This window comes from Burkholderia sp. E168m22 (assembly GCF_001319805.1).
Lineage (GTDB): Bacteria > Pseudomonadota > Gammaproteobacteria > Burkholderiales > Burkholderiaceae > Burkholderia > Burkholderia orbicola.
The window spans coordinates 126,722-144,278 of record NZ_BBSK01000112.1; the positions used below are offsets into that span (position 1 = coordinate 126,722).

The 17,557-nt window shown below is 67.2% G+C and carries 16 protein-coding genes; 6 read left to right on the plus strand and 10 right to left on the minus strand.

Features of this window, described 5'->3' with window-relative positions; genetic code table 11:
* Positions 1-25: 25 nt before the first annotated feature.
* From AP428_RS26505 to AP428_RS26540, 8 genes are all read right to left on the minus strand, one after another.
* A complete protein-coding gene (locus AP428_RS26505) occupies positions 26-1,870 on the minus strand; it encodes a DUF1302 domain-containing protein (RefSeq protein ID WP_011548645.1) in 1,845 nt (614 codons plus the stop codon).
* Between the two features lie 78 nt (positions 1,871-1,948).
* A complete protein-coding gene (locus tag AP428_RS26510) occupies positions 1,949-3,316 on the minus strand; it encodes a DUF1329 domain-containing protein (RefSeq protein WP_027813903.1) in 1,368 nt (455 codons plus the stop codon).
* Between the two features lie 212 nt (positions 3,317-3,528).
* On the minus strand, positions 3,529-3,942 hold the full coding sequence (locus tag AP428_RS26515) for a RidA family protein (protein WP_006480052.1): 414 nt from the start codon (positions 3,940-3,942) through the stop codon (positions 3,529-3,531).
* A 16-nt stretch (positions 3,943-3,958) separates the two neighbouring features.
* On the minus strand, positions 3,959-4,792 hold the full coding sequence (locus AP428_RS26520) for a phytanoyl-CoA dioxygenase family protein (protein WP_011548647.1): 834 nt from the start codon (positions 4,790-4,792) through the stop codon (positions 3,959-3,961).
* A gap of 244 nt (positions 4,793-5,036) precedes the next feature.
* Positions 5,037-5,657 (minus strand): TetR/AcrR family transcriptional regulator, encoded by a 621-nt coding sequence (locus tag AP428_RS26525; protein ID WP_011548648.1) that lies wholly within the window; start codon positions 5,655-5,657, stop codon positions 5,037-5,039.
* Between the two features lie 73 nt (positions 5,658-5,730).
* Entirely contained in the window at positions 5,731-6,405 is a 675-nt protein-coding gene (locus AP428_RS26530) for a hypothetical protein (RefSeq protein ID WP_011548649.1), read from the minus strand.
* A gap of 35 nt (positions 6,406-6,440) precedes the next feature.
* Positions 6,441-7,100, minus strand: coding sequence for a c-type cytochrome (locus AP428_RS26535; RefSeq protein WP_011548650.1), 660 nt, complete (start codon positions 7,098-7,100; stop codon positions 6,441-6,443).
* A 10-nt stretch (positions 7,101-7,110) separates the two neighbouring features.
* Complete coding sequence (locus AP428_RS26540; RefSeq protein WP_011694920.1) at positions 7,111-8,595, minus strand: FAD-dependent oxidoreductase; 1,485 nt, start codon at positions 8,593-8,595, stop codon at positions 7,111-7,113.
* Between the two features lie 440 nt (positions 8,596-9,035).
* Here AP428_RS26540 and AP428_RS26545 point away from each other — a divergent pair, with 440 nt between their 5' ends.
* Both AP428_RS26545 and AP428_RS26550 read left to right on the plus strand, forming a co-directional pair.
* The gene (locus AP428_RS26545; RefSeq protein WP_011694919.1) at positions 9,036-9,773 is read left to right on the plus strand and encodes a response regulator; all 738 of its coding nucleotides are present in this window, start codon (positions 9,036-9,038) and stop codon (positions 9,771-9,773) included.
* On the plus strand, positions 9,770-10,855 hold the full coding sequence (locus AP428_RS26550; RefSeq protein ID WP_011548653.1) for an ATP-binding protein: 1,086 nt from the start codon (positions 9,770-9,772) through the stop codon (positions 10,853-10,855). The genes AP428_RS26545 and AP428_RS26550 overlap by 4 nt, the downstream gene beginning before the upstream one ends.
* A 34-nt stretch (positions 10,856-10,889) precedes the next feature.
* Here AP428_RS26550 and AP428_RS26555 read toward each other — a convergent pair whose 3' ends face one another.
* Positions 10,890-11,573, minus strand: coding sequence for a hypothetical protein (locus AP428_RS26555; RefSeq protein WP_011548654.1), 684 nt, complete (start codon positions 11,571-11,573; stop codon positions 10,890-10,892).
* Between the two features lie 181 nt (positions 11,574-11,754).
* Here AP428_RS26555 and AP428_RS26560 point away from each other — a divergent pair, with 181 nt between their 5' ends.
* Positions 11,755-13,026, plus strand: a complete 1,272-nt coding sequence (locus AP428_RS26560; protein WP_011548655.1) for an MFS transporter — start codon at positions 11,755-11,757, stop codon at positions 13,024-13,026.
* 211 nt (positions 13,027-13,237) lie between these two features.
* Here AP428_RS26560 and AP428_RS26565 read toward each other — a convergent pair whose 3' ends face one another.
* Positions 13,238-14,185: a LysR family transcriptional regulator gene (locus AP428_RS26565; RefSeq protein WP_011548656.1), complete on the minus strand. Its 948-nt coding sequence runs from the start codon at positions 14,183-14,185 to the stop codon at positions 13,238-13,240.
* 114 nt (positions 14,186-14,299) lie between these two features.
* Between AP428_RS26565 and AP428_RS26570 the strand changes: the two genes are divergently transcribed.
* The 3 genes from AP428_RS26570 to AP428_RS26580 are packed head-to-tail and all read left to right on the plus strand — an operon-like array spanning position 14,300 to position 17,503.
* Positions 14,300-15,355, plus strand: a complete 1,056-nt coding sequence (locus AP428_RS26570) for a 4-hydroxythreonine-4-phosphate dehydrogenase PdxA (RefSeq protein ID WP_011548657.1) — start codon at positions 14,300-14,302, stop codon at positions 15,353-15,355.
* 49 nt (positions 15,356-15,404) lie between these two features.
* Entirely contained in the window at positions 15,405-16,577 is a 1,173-nt protein-coding gene (locus tag AP428_RS26575) for an L-rhamnonate dehydratase (RefSeq protein WP_011548658.1), read from the plus strand.
* Positions 16,578-16,585: 8 nt separating this feature from the next.
* Positions 16,586-17,503: a dihydrodipicolinate synthase family protein gene (locus AP428_RS26580; RefSeq protein WP_011548659.1), complete on the plus strand. Its 918-nt coding sequence runs from the start codon at positions 16,586-16,588 to the stop codon at positions 17,501-17,503.
* Positions 17,504-17,557 lie beyond the last annotated feature (54 nt).

The following is a 17,557-nucleotide window of genomic DNA, read 5'->3' on the forward strand; positions in this document are numbered from 1 at the left end:
ACCTGCTACTTGCCGATCGCCGCCGTCAGAAATTCCGCGTGACGAACAAGCCGACGAAATTGCGGTCCGCATAGGGCTGGCCCACCGTGTTGTGGCCGCCCCAGAACGAAGTGAAGTTGATGCCGGCCTGCCAGTTCGGCGGGTTCTGGTTGAACAGCACGTAGACGTTCAGCGACTTCGCACCCTGCATGTAGTTCGCGGTGAAGGTCGGCGTGTAGCCGTACAGGCCGGTGCTGAACGTCACGCCCGGCGTGACCTGCCAGCCGGGAATCAGCGAGCCGTCGTAGGTCCAGTTGAAGTCGATCGTCGCGCCCACCGAGCTCGACGTGCCCTGGCCCATCCCGATCGGATAGCCGGCCGCCGAGCCGTTGTTCAGCCACGGCAGGTAGCCGGCCTGCGGCACCTGCGTGACGGTCTGCCCGCCAACCGTGCGCGTCACGCCGCTCGGGCTCAGCCCGGGGTAGTAGATCCACGTCAGTTCCCAGGTCAGCGCGGCCGAATCGGCGCCGAGCATCTTCAGGAACGGGTACTCGCTGCGCGTGAGCGCGAGCAGCCCGTTGATGTCGTACTGGAACTTCTTCTTGTCGACCCATTGCGGGCAGTCCACGCCGGCCACGCCGTTCGTGTTCAGGTCGAGCGGGCCGCCCGCGCCGTAGCAGCTCGACAGCGCGACCGCATCGCGCGGCCGGTACGACAGTTCGGTGCCGATCGCCCACGGGCCGACGCCGAAGTTCGCGCTGACGCCGAACAACTGGCGCCGGCCGAGATACGACCATTGCTCGGTGCCATTCGCGAGCGACGCGAGCACCGGCGACTTGTCGGTGTAGTTCAGGTAGTAGAACGCGAAGTTCGCGTCGAACGAGCGCGGCGAATAGTTGAACTTCACGCCGAACTGCGGCCGGTATTTCGCCGGCAGGTTCGTCGTGCTCGGCAGGCCGATGTCGTTGAACGGCGGGCCCGCGTAGGTGCCGTTCACGAGCCCGTTCTTGATCGCATTGAGCGTGTCCTGGTTGCCGGCCGCCCCTGAACCGCCGATCGCGTTCGCGATCGTGCCGGCGCTCGGGCCAATCACGTTCAGGTTATTCGTGTTGATCGTGAACGGCTCCGCGCCGCGGCCGAAACCGTTCGTCACCGACCAGTACGAGCCGACCGGCGGATAGCGGTTACCGTTCCACTGGAACTGGTAGTACGCCTCGGTGCTGAACCCGTGCGACAGGTCGGCCGCCAGGCTCACCATCGGCGCGGGCAGCAGCGCCTGCTTGAGCTGCGAGCCGGGAATCAGCAGCTTTTGCGTGTCGATGGAGTTCGTCGCGTTGATGCCGCTCTGCGCGAACATGCTCTCGCCCCAGTTGATCACCTGGTTGCCGAGCCGCACGTGCGCGTTGCGCCCGCCGATCGTGAAATCCTTCTGCGCCCACAGGTCGAGCAGCTGCGCGTTGTAGACGACCTGCGCGGCGGCCGTGCTCGACAACGGCGTGCGGTTCGTGTTCTTCGCCATGAAGTCGTACATGCCGGTGCCGCGCACCATGAACTTCAACCCTTCGCTCGGCATCTTCAGCAGCAGCTCGCTGGTCGCGCTGATGTAGGTGCTGAACGGCTGGCCCCTGCGGTAGTTCAGATCGCCGTTGTCCGCATAGCCCCACTGGTTGGTGTTCGCGGCCGCGCCGCAGCCGAAGGCGTTCGGGTCGCCGGTGAGCGAGCAACTCGGGTTTTTGGTGCGAATACCGGCGCCGGCCGTCAGGTTCGACACCCACGAGCCCTGCAGGGCCCCGCCGTTCAACGTGAAGTCATACGCGTACGCGCTCGACGTCGCGGCGCCCGCCATCGCCACCAATACGGTAGCATTCCTGAATAACCTTGCCGGTTCCATGATCCACCTCCGCCCCTGTCCGATGCCGGCGCACGATCGTTGCGCGCGCCGGTCCTTGTGTCCGTCAGCCGGTCGCCGTCAACGTTCGCTGACCGAGCGCAGCGATTCCGCGGTGTAGAAATCCTGCTTGAAGCGCGGATCGTCGGCCTGACCGAACCAGCGAATGTCCTTGCCCTGGCCAATCGACGACGCATCGAATACGTAGCGGCCGTTGATCATGTCGTACTGCGCGAGCGGTTCGTTGTCGCAGGTGCCGCCGAGTTCCCATACCGGAATCGGGTAGCTTTCCCGCACCTTCCACAGCTTGCCCTGCGCGTCGTAGTCCTCACCGACGAGCGCGAGCCAGCTGTCTTCGTCGAGATAGAACACCTTCTTCGACGCGACGTGTCGCGCGCTCGGCTTCAGCGTCGCCTCGACGACCCACACGCGATGCGTCTCGTAGCGACGGTTCGCCGCAGCGAGGCCGTCGGGCGTCGCGACGTCGTGCAGCTTGCTCTTGAACCGGTACATGCCGAACGCGTTGTACGGGACCAGCATTTCCTTCTTGCCGACCAGCTTCCAGTTGAACCGGTCGAGCGAGCCGTTGATCATGTTGGCCTCGTCGATCAGGTACTGGTTCTCGAAGCCGATCAACGGCGCGTCGTGCGTATAGGCCGGCATGCGTCGCACGCGGCGCTGGCCCGGGAAGTAGTAGTAGGTTTCCGAGTCCTTGTTGAAGTACTGCCGCTGGACGAAGGCCTGCCCGGCCAGCGCGGCCGGCGAGTTCATCTGGAAGTAGACGGCGGCGCTCAACTGGTCGACGTCCTGCGGCGAGGTCTTGCCGAGCTTGGCCGACGGGAAGTAGAACGTCTGCGGACCGACCGCGTCGATCCATTCGCTGCTGCCGGGGCGCGGCGAAATGCTCGTGGCGACCTGCGCCCATTCGACGCCTTCGCCGCGATAACGCATCTCGTAGTTCAGGATCGCTTCGATGCCGCTCTTCGGTTGCGGGAACGGCACGCCCGGCAACGCGGCCGCGGCGAGGTTCTCGCCGCTCGCATCCAGCTTCGCGGCCGTGAGGTTCGCCTTCGAGTTCTGCTCGGCGGCATCCGGCAACTGGCATTCGCGGTGGGACGGGTAGACGTCCATCCGGTAGCCCTTCTTCTGCTTGATCAGCGCGACCTGGCCGGGCGACAGCTTGTCCGCATACTTGTCGACGTTCGCCGCGTCGATCGAATAGAGCGGCTTCTCGTTGCGATGCTTCCAGAAATCGCCGCGCACCTTGCCCCACTCCCAGCCGGCGTCGGGCGACTGCTTGCCCGCATAAGTCGGCACCGCGCCGTCCTTGCTTGCCGAGCGGTCGGCGCCGGCCGGCGTCAGGTCGTCCGCCGCGACGGCGGTGCCGATCGCGACACATGCAGCGGCCGCGATCGCGGACGTGGTCCAGAAACGATGCTTCTTCATCATGGTTCTCCTTCCTGCTCCGCCTTCGCTCGCCCATTCCGGACGAAACGCGTTTGTTTCGATCGTCGCCGTCAATCGACGATGACGTCGCGCCCTGATCGTGGCCGGCCGGGGTTCCGGCGGGCCGCGTGCCATTCGACTGCTATCCCGTTTCTTTTTTCAGGACTGCGATTCATATGGAACGCGAATCCTGCGAAAAACCCTCGTGCCTTCCGTCAGCCCTTGCCGGAGCCGGCCACCGCCACCGCGCGAATCTCGACGCACAGCCCCGGCAGCGCCAGTTGCGTGACACCGACCGCCGTCCATGACGGGTAACGGTCGGGGAAATACACGTCCTTGACCGCCGCGAAGCCTTCGGTCTCGCGTTGCAGATCCGTGTGGAACGTCGTGAGCTCGACGACATCGGCGAGGCTCGCGCCGGCTTCCTCGAGGATCGCCTTCAGGCACTCGAACGCGATCCGTGCCTGTGCCTGCACGCCGTCGGCCGGCTGCATCTGCGCGTCGAGGCCGACCTGGCCCGACACCCAGATCGTGTCGCCGACGCGCGTCGCCGGCGAGAAGTGGTACGCGTCGTACCACGGCTGGAATGCAGCCGGCACGATCGATTGCCGCTTCGGAGTTGCTGTCATGACGAATTCTCCCGGTTCAGACGAGTTGACGGAAACACGGCGCGCGGAACGGATCGCCGGCCTTCAGCCCGGCGAGTTCCTCGACGAACAGCACGCCGGCCGGCGTGAATCCTGAGCGGCTTTCGTCGGGCAGCGGGCTGAACACCGCGTTGTCGCCGAAAAAGCGCAGCACGAGCGTATGGCGATCGGGGAAATCCGCATCGACCGCGCCGCCGCCGTGCAACACGCCCGGATGGAGCAGCAGCACGTCGCCCGGCTTCGTTTCCCACGACAGGATGTCGTACGCATCCGGCGCTGCGCGACGCTCGGCCTCGATGTTCGGCAGGCGCGGCCACACGTCGCCGCCATGCAACGGGTCGGTCGGATCCTCGGCGTTCTGGAACGTCGTGCCGTCATGCCGCACGCCGTGGTGCGAGCCGCGCACGATCTCCAGCGCATTGCGCTTCGGTACGTGTTCGAAGCTGATCCACGCGTTGCCGAAATGCATCCCCTGCCACGGCAGGTACGACGTGTCCTGGTGCCACGGCGAGCGTGCGCTCTTGCCGCCGGCCTTCATGAACAGCTCCTCGGCGAAGTACCACACGTGCTTCGAGCCCCACAGGTCGGCGAACAACTGCCCGAACGGCAGCGTGCCGACCAGCGCGTCGAGCCGCTCCTTCGCATACGGGTTCGCGTTGTCGTTGTGCGACTTGTATTCGGTGCCGTCGAGCAGCGTCGTCGCCATCGGGCCCGGATTCTCCATTCCCCAGTCGAACACCGCGCGGCATTGCGCGAGTTGTTCGTCGTTGAGCACCCCTTCGATGAGCACGGCTCCGTCCTCGAAGAACGCCTTTCGCTTCATTGCATCCATCGTCTATCTCCCGATTCGTTCAGCCACAACCGGCAGCTCGTCTTCACCGCCGGCACATCAGTAGAACATGATGACTATGTTAGGTCATCATGACAAAAATAATTAAAAGAAAAAGACGGGGTATTCCCTGTTTCGTCTGCATGATCGAACGTCTGTGGCCGCCCGCCGCCGGCCCGGTATGACAATCGGCTTTCGGCCTTCATACAGGCGCACGACAACGTGCGGCCGCCGCGTCTTCGCGCCTTCAACCGCGCACGCGGTCGAACACCGTGTGCGTGATGAAGCCGACCAGTACCGTGTCGGCCAGCGTGTCGTCGGTAGGGCGTGCTTCGGCCGCACCGTGCGAGTGCATGCCGTCGCACAGCGCGGTCAGGCCGAGCGCCAGCACCTGCGTGGGCAACGGCAGCGATACACCGACCCGCGCCGCATACGCGTCGATGCACGCGGCCGCGAGCGCGCGCCGGTCGTGCAGCAACGCGCCGAACCGCGCACGGAACTGCGGATCGCGCGCCGCCTGAAGCTGCGCGTCGAGCCACATCAGGCGCGATGCAGGCTGCGTCGTGCCCCTTCGCCAGTACGCAAGCATCGCGCGCTGCGCATCGTCGTCCGGGTCGTGCGCGCCGACGATCCGCTGCAATGCCGCCGCAGCCTCGTCCTGATCGCGCCCCAGCAACTCGAACAGCACGTCGGCCTTGCCGCGGAAGTTCGAGTAGAACGCGCCACGCGTGTGTCCGGCCGCCGCAGCAATGTCTTCCACGCTCGCGGCCGCATAGCCTTTCTCCGCGAAGATCACTCGCGCGGCGTCGATCAGGCGTTCACGCGTCGCATCGCGCCGCTCGGCGCGGGTCAGGCGAACCCGGTCCATCCGCGCGCTCCGCGTTCACCGCAGCCGGACCGGCAACCGGCGCGAGCCGCTTCCACTTCCTCAGTACAGCTACTCATTTCGGATACGACAAGACGCTCGCGTTCGCACTGCTGCGCCCGGTGTCTCGCTCCAGTGCGCAATATGCGTAATAGAGCGCGACGGTGAGGTACGACCAGGTCAGCAGCGCCAGTACATAGAAATTGAACACGACGTTGGTTTCCTCGCCCGGGATCTTGTAGAAATCGTAGATGCACGCGATCGCCTGCGAGGCGACGAGCGCGAGCGTCGTCGTCAGCGCATGGAGCGCGTGGCCGGCACGCACGAGCCGCCACACGAAACCGGCAAGATAGATCGACATCAACGTCCACATCGCCACGTAGAAGTACGGCAGCGCGTGCTGCAACACGCCGGCCACGAGCGCGACCGTCCCGAGCGTCGCGAGCACGAACAGCGTCACGTCCTGTCGCATCGACGGCCGGTAGCCGTGCGTGACGGCCATCAGGCCGGCGACCGCGATCACCGGCATCCCGAACCCACGCGAGAACGCGTCGAGAAAGTGCGAAATGAAGTACGACACCGGCGATTCAGTCGCGAAGAAGATCACGGCATTGGACGCGGAGATCGTCACGATCCACCACTCGATGCCGATCAGGAAGTTGCGCTTGCGCACGAACTTGAAGCCATAGACGCCGGTCGTCATCGCAAGCGTCGCGCTGGAAAGACAAAGGACAAGTGATCTGTGATCCATGATTCGAACTCCCGAGGTCGGTTGCTTCCGTTGATTCACTGCCTCGCGGGGCTGAGGCTTGCCAGATAGGCTGCGACCGCCGCGCGGTCATCCGCCGACATCGCCTGCGCGACGCGCTGCATCGTGCCGGTCGCCTCGCTGCGCGAACCCGTCGCGAATGCATCGAGCTGCGCGAGCAGATAATCGTAGCCCTGCCCGGCCAGACGCGGGAATTGCGCCTGCCCGGTCAGCCGTGCGCCGTGGCAGGCCGCGCATGCCCCGCCCGTCACCAGCTGCTCGCCCTTCGTGCGCAGTCGTGCATCCGGCTTGAAATAGCGGTTGTCCAGCGGCGCCTGCTTCGCGTAATAACCGGCCAGGCGGGTGATCTCGGCTTCGCTCATCGTCATCGCGAGCGGGTCCATCGTCGGGTTCGTGCGCTGGCCGCCCGCAAATGCGCGAAGCTGCGCGGCCACGTATTGCGCAGGCTGGCCGGCGAGACTCGGATACGCCTGGCTGAGCGACGTGCCCTTCACGCCGTGGCAGCCCATGCACGCGTCGGTCACGCGCGGCCACGGGCCGCCGTCGGCGTCATCGGCTTGCGCGGCCGTATCGATATGGTGCTGCAGGCGATAGAAGCCGAGCAGCGTCGGGCCGTAGAGCGCCAGCGCCGCGCCGATCACCACGAGCGCCGCGACCAGCAGCATGCGTTTCTTCATCTTCGCTCTCCTAAGCACGACGCAGCGCATTGAGCGCCTGAAGCGCGCTTTGGTGACCGGAACGCACGGCGCCGTCCATGTAGCCGGCCCAGATGTTCGCGGTCTCGGTGCCCGACCAGATCAGGTTGCCGCACGGCGCGCGCAGCGCGTCGCCGTGCGCGCTCCAGAAGCCGGGCGGAATCGCCGACACGCACGTGAGCGTCCACGGGTCGGCGAGCCCCCAGTCGCGATCGTGATACGACACCGGCGCGCGCGCTTCGTCGCCCCACGCCTGCGCATAGAGATCCATGTGCATCTGCTTCGCGGCCTGCGGGTCCGACGGCACCAGCGCATTCCGGACGAACGCGTTGATCACGCCGATCTCGCCGCCCGGCGGCGAATTGTCGTAAGCCCAGAACACCGGCCCGTCGGTCTGGAAGATGTGACCGTTCAAGCCCTTGTCGCGCCAGAACGGGCGACGGTAGACCATCGCCGTCTTGCGCGCCGGCGAATGGGCCGGCCACGCGCGTTGCAACGCGATGCGCTTGTCAGGCAGCGGCGGGTCGAACTGCACCTGGTGGCAGAGCGCCGGATGCAGCGCCATCACGACCTTTTTCGCGCGCACCGTGCCGCGATCGGTCTGCAACGTGACGACGTCGCGATCCCAGCCGACGATCCGCCGCACCGGCGACGACAGCCGCACCTTGTCGCCCAGCTGCTGCGCCATCCGGATGCTGAGGAGCTGCGAGCCGCCGACGAAGCGGGTTTCCTGCGCGCTGTGCTTGATCGAGTCGAGCTGCGCGTAGTCGCAATCGGCGGAGTTGATCATCGACAGGAAGTGCAGCAGCCCCATCTTCGCCGGCGCGACGCCGCCCGACAGCGAGATCGACGCGTTCCAGCCCATCCGGTCTTCCGCCTTGATGCCCTGCGTCGCGAGCCAGTCGCCGACCGACAGCCGGTCGAGTTCGCCGGCCTTCGGCGACGTCCACGGCGCACCGGACGGCACGTCGCGCGACAATCGGCTCAGCTTCGCCGCGACGGCCTCGTCGGTGCCGAACGTGCCCTCCAGGTCGATCTCGGCGCGCCCGTCGCCGCCGAGAATCACCGTCTTGCCCGCGTAGTAGCTCGGGAACGTGCCGACCTCCAGCTCGCGGGCGAGATCGGCGACCGCCGTCTGGCCCGGGCCGATCCACTGGCCGCCGACTTCGGTCACGTGGCCGCCGCCCACGTCGTAGTTCAGCGTGCGGCCGCCCACGCGGTCGCGCGCCTCGAGCACGACGAAGGATTCGCAGCCCGCGTAGCGCAGGTCGCGCGCGGCCGTCAGGCCGGCCAGCCCGGCGCCGACGATCGCGACGTCGAGCACGTCGCCTTCATGGCCGGCGGCCGGCGCCGCATCGGCCTTCGCCCGTGCGGCTCCGAGGGCAAGACCGCCCGCCGCGACCGACGCGCCCGCGACCTTGAGCCACTGCCTGCGCTCCGGGTCGGCCGCCCCGCTGATGGATGACTTCCTGGACATGATCTGTGAATGACGCCTGCAATGGGCGCGAACGGCGGCCGCCCTTGCGGCGTGCTGCCTTCGCTCGCGCGGAATCTGACGACGGGATGCGATCCCGATCCGCTTCACCTGCCGCCGGCGCGCCTGCCCCGCACGAGGCACGCGAATCCGGTTCGCATTCCGGTCTGTACACGCGCCGTACCACCCTGTACCGATAAGGATTTTCCGGCGCCCCGAATTAGTACATGTTGCAAAAGATAGGTCATGATACATAAAACAGGATCGAAAAAAAAGACAGGGTATTCCCCGGTCGGGCGGGGCGTTGCAGCGCGCCCGACAGGTCGGGGAAAGACCGCGCACGCGATGGCGACCGGTGCGGCCCGCGCGTCTGCGTTCGGTTGCGCGGGCCGTACGGTAGTATGGCGATTCGATGGAACCCCGCTGAATCCGAACGAGTGGCCATGCCCGAATTTTCTTCATCTCCCGGCGCCGGCCAAGGCGCGCAAGCGCTCGTCCTCATCGCCGAGGACGAACCCGAGATCGCCGAGATCCTGACCGCCTATTTCGCGCGCAACGGCCTGCGCACCGTGCACGCCGCCGACGGCCGCCGCGCGCTCGAACTCCACCTGTCGCTGAAGCCCGACCTCGTGCTGCTCGACGTGCAGATGCCGCACGTCGACGGCTGGAAGGTGCTCGCCGAGATTCGCCATCGCGGCGACACGCCGGTCATCATGCTGACCGCGCTCGACCAGGACATCGACAAGCTGACCGGGCTGCGGATCGGCGCCGACGACTACGTGGTCAAGCCGTTCAACCCCGCCGAAGTCGTCGCGCGGGCGCAGGCCGTGCTGCGCCGGTCGATGGCCGGCTCGCGCCAGGAAGAGCAGCGCGTGCTGCGCGCCGCACCGTTCGAGATCGATCTCGAGCACCACGAAGCGACGGTCGAAGTCGACGGCGCGCGCCACACGCTCGTGCTCACGCTCACCGAATTCAAGCTGCTCGCGCAGCTCGCGCGTGCACCGCGCCGCGTGTTCAGCCGCGCCGAGCTGATGGCGACCTGCCTGCCGGAAGGCGACGCGCTGGAACGCACGGTCGACAGCCACGTCAGCAAGCTGCGCAAGAAACTCGACGATCTCGGCGTTGCGGGCGTGCCGGCCAGCGTGCGCGGCGTCGGCTACAAACTGTGGAGCGGCGAGTGAGACTCGATGGCCTGAGCCGCCAGATCGCGCTGACGATGGGCGCGATCGCCTTCGGCATCACGGTGCTGATCGTCGTGACGGCCTATGCGTTCTACTACCTGCTGTACCAGTACTCGCCGCAATCTTTCCAGGCGGTGAGCTGGCTTCCGAGCGGGCCGGAGTGGGTGTGGATCATCTCGACCACGCTGGTCGGCCTGTTGATCGCGGTCATCGTTGCGATCAACCTGTCGCGCCGCATCCTCGTGCCGCTGAATTCGGTCACGGACAGCATCCGCCGCGTCGCGCGGGGCGATCTCGGGGCGCGCGCGGTCGCCGGCGATCGTTCGTTGAAGGAAGCGGCGCTGCTCGCCGACAACTTCAACGCGCTCGCAAGCGAACTGCAGCGCGTGACCGACGAGCAAACCTTCTGGAACGCGGCGATCGCGCACGAGCTGCGCACGCCCGTGACCGTGCTGCGCGGGCGCTTGCAGGGGCTCGCCGAAGGTGTGTTCACGCCGAGCGATGCGCTGTACCGCAGCCTGCTCGTGCAGGTCGAAGGGCTGACGCGGCTGATCGAGGATCTGCGCGTGGTCAGCCTCGCCGACAGCGGCCATCTGAGCATCGAGATCCGCGACACCGACCTGGCCGCCGAGGTGCGCGCCGTGGTCGACGTGTTCGCGCACGCGCTGCAGGCCGCCGGCCAGCATCCGGTGCTCGATCTCGACCCGCGGCGCATGTGCTGCGACCCGGTGCGCATCCGCCAGGCGTTGCTCGCGTTGCTGGAAAACGCACGCCGCCACGCGGTGCCGGGCGCGATCCGGATCCAGACCCGCATCGAAGACGGCATGTGCCGGCTGCGCGTCGAGGACGACGGCCCCGGTATCCCGGCCGAGTTCGCGCCGCACGTGTTCCAGGCGTTCCGGCGCGTCGACGAGTCGCAACCCGGCGGCACGGGCCTCGGGCTCGCCGTCGTCGCGGCGATCGCGCATGCGCATCGCGGCGCAGCGCTGTGCGTGCCGACCGGCGCCGGCGGCACGCGGTTCGAGGTGCAGTGGCCCGACGATCTCGTGCCGGCGCCCGAAAGCGAGCGGTTCCCGGCGTAACCTGGCGCCGTTACTCCGTTACGCCGCTACACCCTCACGCGCGCGATTCGCGCCCGACCTGGTCGAGCGGCGGGCTGAACCCGAGCACCGTGTATTCCATCGCCGATACCGTCCCGGTCCCGGCCGCGCCCTGCACGACCACCGTGCGCACCGCGCCGGCGCGGTCGAATTTCAGCCGCGTGCCGACGGTCGCGTTACGCAACGCCTCCAGCTCCTCGATCCGCGCGATCGCCAGCTTGCGTACCGCGCCGGACACGTACACGGGCAGGAACGCCAGCGCGATGAAGATCGACACCGCGTCCTTCGACACGCTGTCCAGCACCGGCCGACCCGACATCACGAGCGACAGCGACGTCGCCGCGACGAAGATCGCGAGCACGGTCGCACCGACACCGAGCGACGCGAGCCGCTCGGCCGCCTTTTTCATGCGGGCCTTCACGAGCGCGCGGGCGGTTTCGGACGTCATCAGCCATTCGCGCTGCGCACCGTAAAACCCGGCGATACCGAGGAACAGCGTCGCGGCCGCGCTGACCGCGATGCTGGTGTACAGCGCGCCGGCCATCACGCAGACGAATTCGAGCACGAACACGATCGCGAGCGGGCACAGCAGCAGACGGAACGAATAGCCGTCGCGGCCGTGTCCGCGGACCCACCATTTCACCGGCGCGAGCTGCCAGAAGCGGCTCTCCGGGCGGAGCGAAAGTTCGTCGTCAGTCAATGCTTCACCTGTGGGTCCGTTGCATCCATGCGCCCGGTGCGGCTGAAAGCGGAATGAACACCTGGGGTTATCGATTGATCCCAAAGATTCATTGGACAGTGTCTTCGCCGCCGCGCGATGCTGGGCCCGCCCGTGAACGCAGCGTCGTCGCAACGCCGCGCACGAACATGGAGTGAGACAGATGCCCAACGACCATCGTCAACGGCGCCACACATTGTGGCTGCTGTGCGCGCTTTCGTTCATCCTCTACGTCGATCGCGTCAATCTCGCGACCGCCGCCGGCGCGATCAAGGCCGAACTCGGGCTATCGAATACCGAGCTCGGCGTCGCATTCTCCGCGTTCGCGTATTCGTATGCAATCTGCCAGATCGGCGGCGGCTGGATCGCCGACCGGTTCGGCGCGCGCATCACGTTGATCGGCTGCGGGCTGATCTGGGTCGTCGCCACGTTCACGACCGGGCTCGTGCACAGTCTCGGGCTGCTGTTCGCCGCGCGGCTGCTGCTCGGCATCGGCGAAGGCGCGACGCTGCCGGCCCAGGCCCGAGCGGTCACGCACTGGTTCCCGCGCGAGCGGCGCGGCGTCGTGCAGGGCTTCACCCATTCGTTCTCCCGGCTCGGCAACGCGGTCACGCCGCCGATCGTCGCCGCGCTGATGACGTGGCTGTCGTGGCGCGCGGCGTTCTTCGTGATCGGCGCGGTCACGCTGGTGTGGCTCGCGTGGTGGATCGTCGGCTTCCGCGAGCATCCGGCGGGCGACGACGACGGCCGCACGCGCACCGCGCGCCCTGCCGCACCGTCCGGCCCGACGCCGTGGGGGCCGCTGTTCCGACGCATGGCGCCGACCATCTTCGTCTACTTCTGCTACGGCTGGACCGCGTGGCTGTTCTTCACGTGGTTGCCGACCTTCTTCCTGAACGGCCAGGGCCTGAACGTGAAATCGACCGCGTTGTTCGCGTCCGGTGTGTTCTTCGCGGGCGTGGTCGGCGATACGCTCGGCGGCTGGCTCTGCGACCGGATCTACCGAAAGACCGGCAACCTCGCGCTGTCGCGCCAGAGCGTGATCGTCACGAGCTTCGTCGGCGCGCTCGTCTGCTTGCTGCCGCTCGCGTTCGTGCACTCGACGGCCGGCGTCGCGCTGTGCCTGTCGGGATCGTTCCTGTCCCTCGAACTGACGATCGGGCCGATCTGGGCCGTGCCGAGCGACATCGCGCCGACCCATGCCGGCATCGCGAGTGGGATGATGAACGCCGGTTCCGCGATCTCGGGAATCCTGTCGCCGATCCTGTTCGGCTATCTCGTCGATCGCACCGGCAGCTGGACGGTGCCGTTCGTCGGCTCGGTCGCGATGCTGCTGATCGGCATCGTCGCCGCGCTGCGGATTCGCCCGGACCGCGCGCTGTCCGAATCGATGCCGGCGCTCGTCGACGCGCCTGCTGCGCCGTCGGTGCGCTGAAGCGGTTCACTTCGGGTTCGCCTGCCTCAGCCGCCTCGCCGGCGTCGCCATCTCGCTTCACCGCGTTCCGCTGTGGTGGTGGCTTGGCTTGCCAGGGTTGCTCGGCTGGTTCGGTTGGTGCGGTTGGTGCGGCTTGATCGGTCTAATCGGTCTAATCGGCTGGCGCGGCTGGCGCGGCTGGCTCGGCCGCCGCGGCTGACAAACCGCGCCATTACGCATCGCCGTCATCCCCCGCGCCGTCCCGGTGAAACAGCGCGAGAAACTGCTGCGCGGGAATGCTCAACGGCCGATCGCGCCGCACGAGGCTGCCGTACGACGGCAGCTTCTGTTCGAGCGCGAAATCGATGATCGCGACGAGCCCGTGTTCGGCATTGCGCCGCGCGACCGTCAGCGGAATCACGCCGAGCATGTGCGAACGGTCGACGAGGTTCATCGTCGTCAGGATCGAGCCCGTTTCGACGAGCCCGCGCGGCATCGGCTGGTGACGCATGCGGAATTCGCGCTCGACGACCTCGCGCGCCGGGCTGCCGGCCGGCTGCAGGATCCACGCGTAATCGAGCAGCGCATCGAATTCGACCGGCCCCGCGCCCGCGAGCGGATGGTCGCGGCCCGCAATGATCGCAAGCGCCTCGTCATCCACCACGCGGAAGTCGCAGTCGGTCCCGACGTGGCGCCCGATCACCACTTCGAGCACGCCTTCGCGAAGCTGCGGCATCAGCCGGTCGCTCGTATCCACCGCGATGTCGATTGCGAGCAGCGGATAACGCGCCTTCAACTGCACCAGCGCCTCGGTCAGCCGCCCCGGCGACGCCGCCATGATGCTGCCGATCGCGAGCCGCCCCGCGCTGCCGAGCTGCAGTTCGCCGAGCTCGCGGTTCAGTGCCTCCATGCTGCCGCGGATGCCGCGGAAATAGCCGAGCACGCGCTCGCCGGCCGGATTCAGCACGAGCCCGCGCCCGATGCGGTCGAACAGCCGCTGGCCGAGCGCGCTCTCCAGTTCGGCCAGCATCTTCGTCGCGGCCGGTTGCGTGAGGCCCATCTGCTCGGCCGCGGCACGCAGCGTCGAGCATTCGTCCACGGCCAGCAGCAGCGCGATCTGCCGCATGCGCAGCCGGTTCAGCAGTTGCGGGGTCGAGTCTCGTCGGTCGATCGAGCCCATTTTTGATTACTCCAGGTTATCGATTCATCAAGAGTTTTCAATTTACCGACTCATTCCGTCTACCTAGCATCAACCCCATAGACCAACGGCCGCGCGCCGCACCGGAGACACCGCATGCCCACCCCCTCGACCGCCGCCGCCCTGCCCGTCGTCGCGCTGACGCTCGGCGACCCCGCCGGTATCGGCGCCGAACTGATCGCGAAACTGCTCGCCCGCCCCGACGCGACCGCCCGCGCGAACCTCGTGCTGATCGGCGATCGCTGGCTGTGGGAAGCCGGCCAGCGTGTCGCCGGCGTCAAGGTCGACGTCGAACCCGTCGCGTCGCTGGCCGCCGCGCGCGACCGGCCGTCGGCCGCGCGCGCCGCGTTCGTCGCCGTCGACACGGTCGATCCCGCGCAGGTCACGGTCGGCCAGGCGAGTGCCGCCGGCGGCCGCTCGACGCTCGCCGTGCTCGACCGCTGCCTCGACGCCGCACTGGCCGGCGACATCGACGCGATCTGCTTCGCGCCGCTGAACAAGTACGCGATGAAGCTCGGCGGGCTGCGCCACGACGACGAGCTGCACCACTTCGCCGAGGCGCTCGGCGTGACCGGCTACTTCTGCGAATTCAACACGCTCGGCGAGCTGTGGACCGCGCGGATCTCGTCGCATATTCCGTTGAAGGACGCGGCGGCCCAGTTGAGCATCGAGCGGATCGAGCAGGCGTCCGAGCTGATCTACCGGTCGCTGCTCGCGAACGGCGTCGCCGCGCCGAAGGTGGCGATCGCCGCGTTCAACCCGCACGGCGGCGACGGCGGCAGTTGCGGCCGCGAGGAAGTCGACATCATCGAGCCGGCCGTGCGCCGCTTGCAGGCGCGCGACTGGCCGACCGACGCGCCGTTCCACGGCCCGTTCCCGGCCGACACGATCTTCCTGAAGGCGCAGGCCGGCGACTACCAGGCGATCGTCACGATGTATCACGACCAGGGGCAGATCGCGATCAAGCTGCTCGGCTTCTCGCGCGGCGTGACCGTGCAGGGCGGGCTGCCCGTACCGATCACGACGCCCGCGCACGGCACCGCATACGACATCGCGGGCCGCGGCACGGCCGACGTCGGCGCGACCTGGCAGGCGCTGCAGATTGCGTGCCGAATGGGCGCCGCGCGGCGTTCGCAGATCGTTTCGGCGTGACGCTCGCACGCCCTCTACCCACGACAACATCGATTCCGGAGACACCCTCATGAAGATCCGATCCGTACGCACCCGCGTATTCCAGTGGAAAGGCAAGACCGTCCCGCCGCAGGGCAACTTCTGTTCGAATGCGATGGACCTGCTGTACGCGCCGCAGGAAACGATGAGCACGTTCCGCTTCCATGCGTGGACGGTCGTCGAAGTCGAAACCGACGACGGCATCGTCGGCCTCGGCAACGTCGCGCTCGCGCCGCACGTCGCGAAGGTCATCATCGACCAGTACCTCGCGCCGCTCGTGATCGGCCAGGACCCGTGGGACTACGAGTACCTGAACCAGCGGATGTACCGCGCGACCCACGCATGGGGCCGCAAGGGCATCGGCATGGCGGCGATCTCGGCCGTCGACATCGCGATCTGGGACATCCTCGGCAAGAGCGTCGGCAAGCCGGTCTTCAAGCTGCTCGGCGGCCGTACCAAGGAAAGGATTCCCTGCTACTACTCGAAGCTGTATCGCACCGACCTGAAGGCGATGCAGGAAGAAGCGCAAACGTACCTGAAGGAAGGCTTCCGCGCGTTCAAGATGCGCTTCGGCTACGGGCCCGCGCACGGGCAGCAGGGCGTGGTCGAGAATCTGAAATCGGTCGCGGCGATCCGCGAGGTGATCGGCTACGACAACGACCTGATGCTCGAGTGCTACATGGGCTGGAACCTCGAGTATGCGAAGCGCATCCTGCCGAAGCTCGAGAAGTACCAGCCGCGCTGGCTGGAAGAACCGGTGATCGCCGACGACCTCGACGGCTACGCGGAGCTGAACCGGCTGACGCGCATCCCGATCTCCGGCGGCGAGCACGAATTCTCGCTGTACGGCTTCAAGCAACTGCTCGACCGCAAGGCCGTGTCGGTCGTCCAGTACGACACGAACCGCGTCGGCGGGATCACGATGGCGCACAAGATCAACGCGCTGTGCGAGGCGTACAGCGTGCCGGTGATTCCGCATGCGGGTCAGATGCACAACTACCACCTGACGATGAGCACGCTCGCGTCGCCGATGAGCGAGTACTTCCCGATGTTCGACGTCGAGGTCGGCAACGAGCTGTTCTATTACATCTTCGACGGCGAGCCAGTGGCCGAAAACGGCTTCCTGCAACTGCGCGACGACGTGCCGGGCCTCGGCCTCACGCTGAAGACCGAATTCCTCGACCAGTTCGACATCGTCGAGTGAGGCCGACCATGAACGCACGCTACCAGGGCGTCTTTCCCGTCGTGCCGACGATCTTCGATGCGCACGGCGCGCTCGATCTCGACGGCCAGCGCCGCTGCGTCGATTTCATGATCGATGCCGGCTCGCACGGCCTCTGCATCCACGCGAACTATTCCGAGCAATTCGCGCTCGGCGACGACGAACGCGATCTCGTCACACGCACGACGCTCGAACACGTCGCCGGCCGCGTGCCGGTAATCGTCACGACGTCGCACTTCAGCGCGCGGATCTGCGCGACGCGCAACCGGCAGGCCCAGGCGCTCGGCGCGGCGATGGTGATGGTGATGCCGCCGTACCACGGCGCGACGTTCCGCGTGCCCGAAGCCCAGGTGCGCGCGTACTTCCGCGAAGTCGCCGACGGCCTCGACATCCCGCTGATGATCCAGGACGCGCCGGCGAGCGGCGTTGCGTTGCCGGCGTCGCTGCTCGCGACGCTCGCACGCGAGATCGACGCGGTGTCGTACTTCAAGATCGAGACGGCCGGCGCCGCGTCGAAGCTGCGCGAGCTGATCGCGCTCGGCGGCGATGCGATCGAGGGGCCGTGGGACGGCGAGGAAGGCATCACGCTACTCGCCGATCTCGACGCCGGCGCGACCGGCGCGATGACGGGCGGCGGCTATCCGGACGGCATTCGCCGGATCACCGACGCGTATTTCGCCGGGCGCCGCGACGATGCATGCGACGCGTACGCGCGCTGGCTGCCGCTGATCAACTACGAGAACCGCCAGTCGGGCTTCCTCACCGCGAAGGCGCTGATGAAGGAAGGCGGCGTGATCGCGTGCGACCGGCCGCGCGCGCCGTGGCCGGAGTTGCATCCGCAGGTGCGTACCGGCCTGCTCGATACGGCGCGGCGGCTCGACCCGATCGTGCTGCGCTGGGGGCGTTAGGGCCTGTTCACGCTAATAACGGGCTGGCGCTAGACATCGCTTTTGTACCCGCAA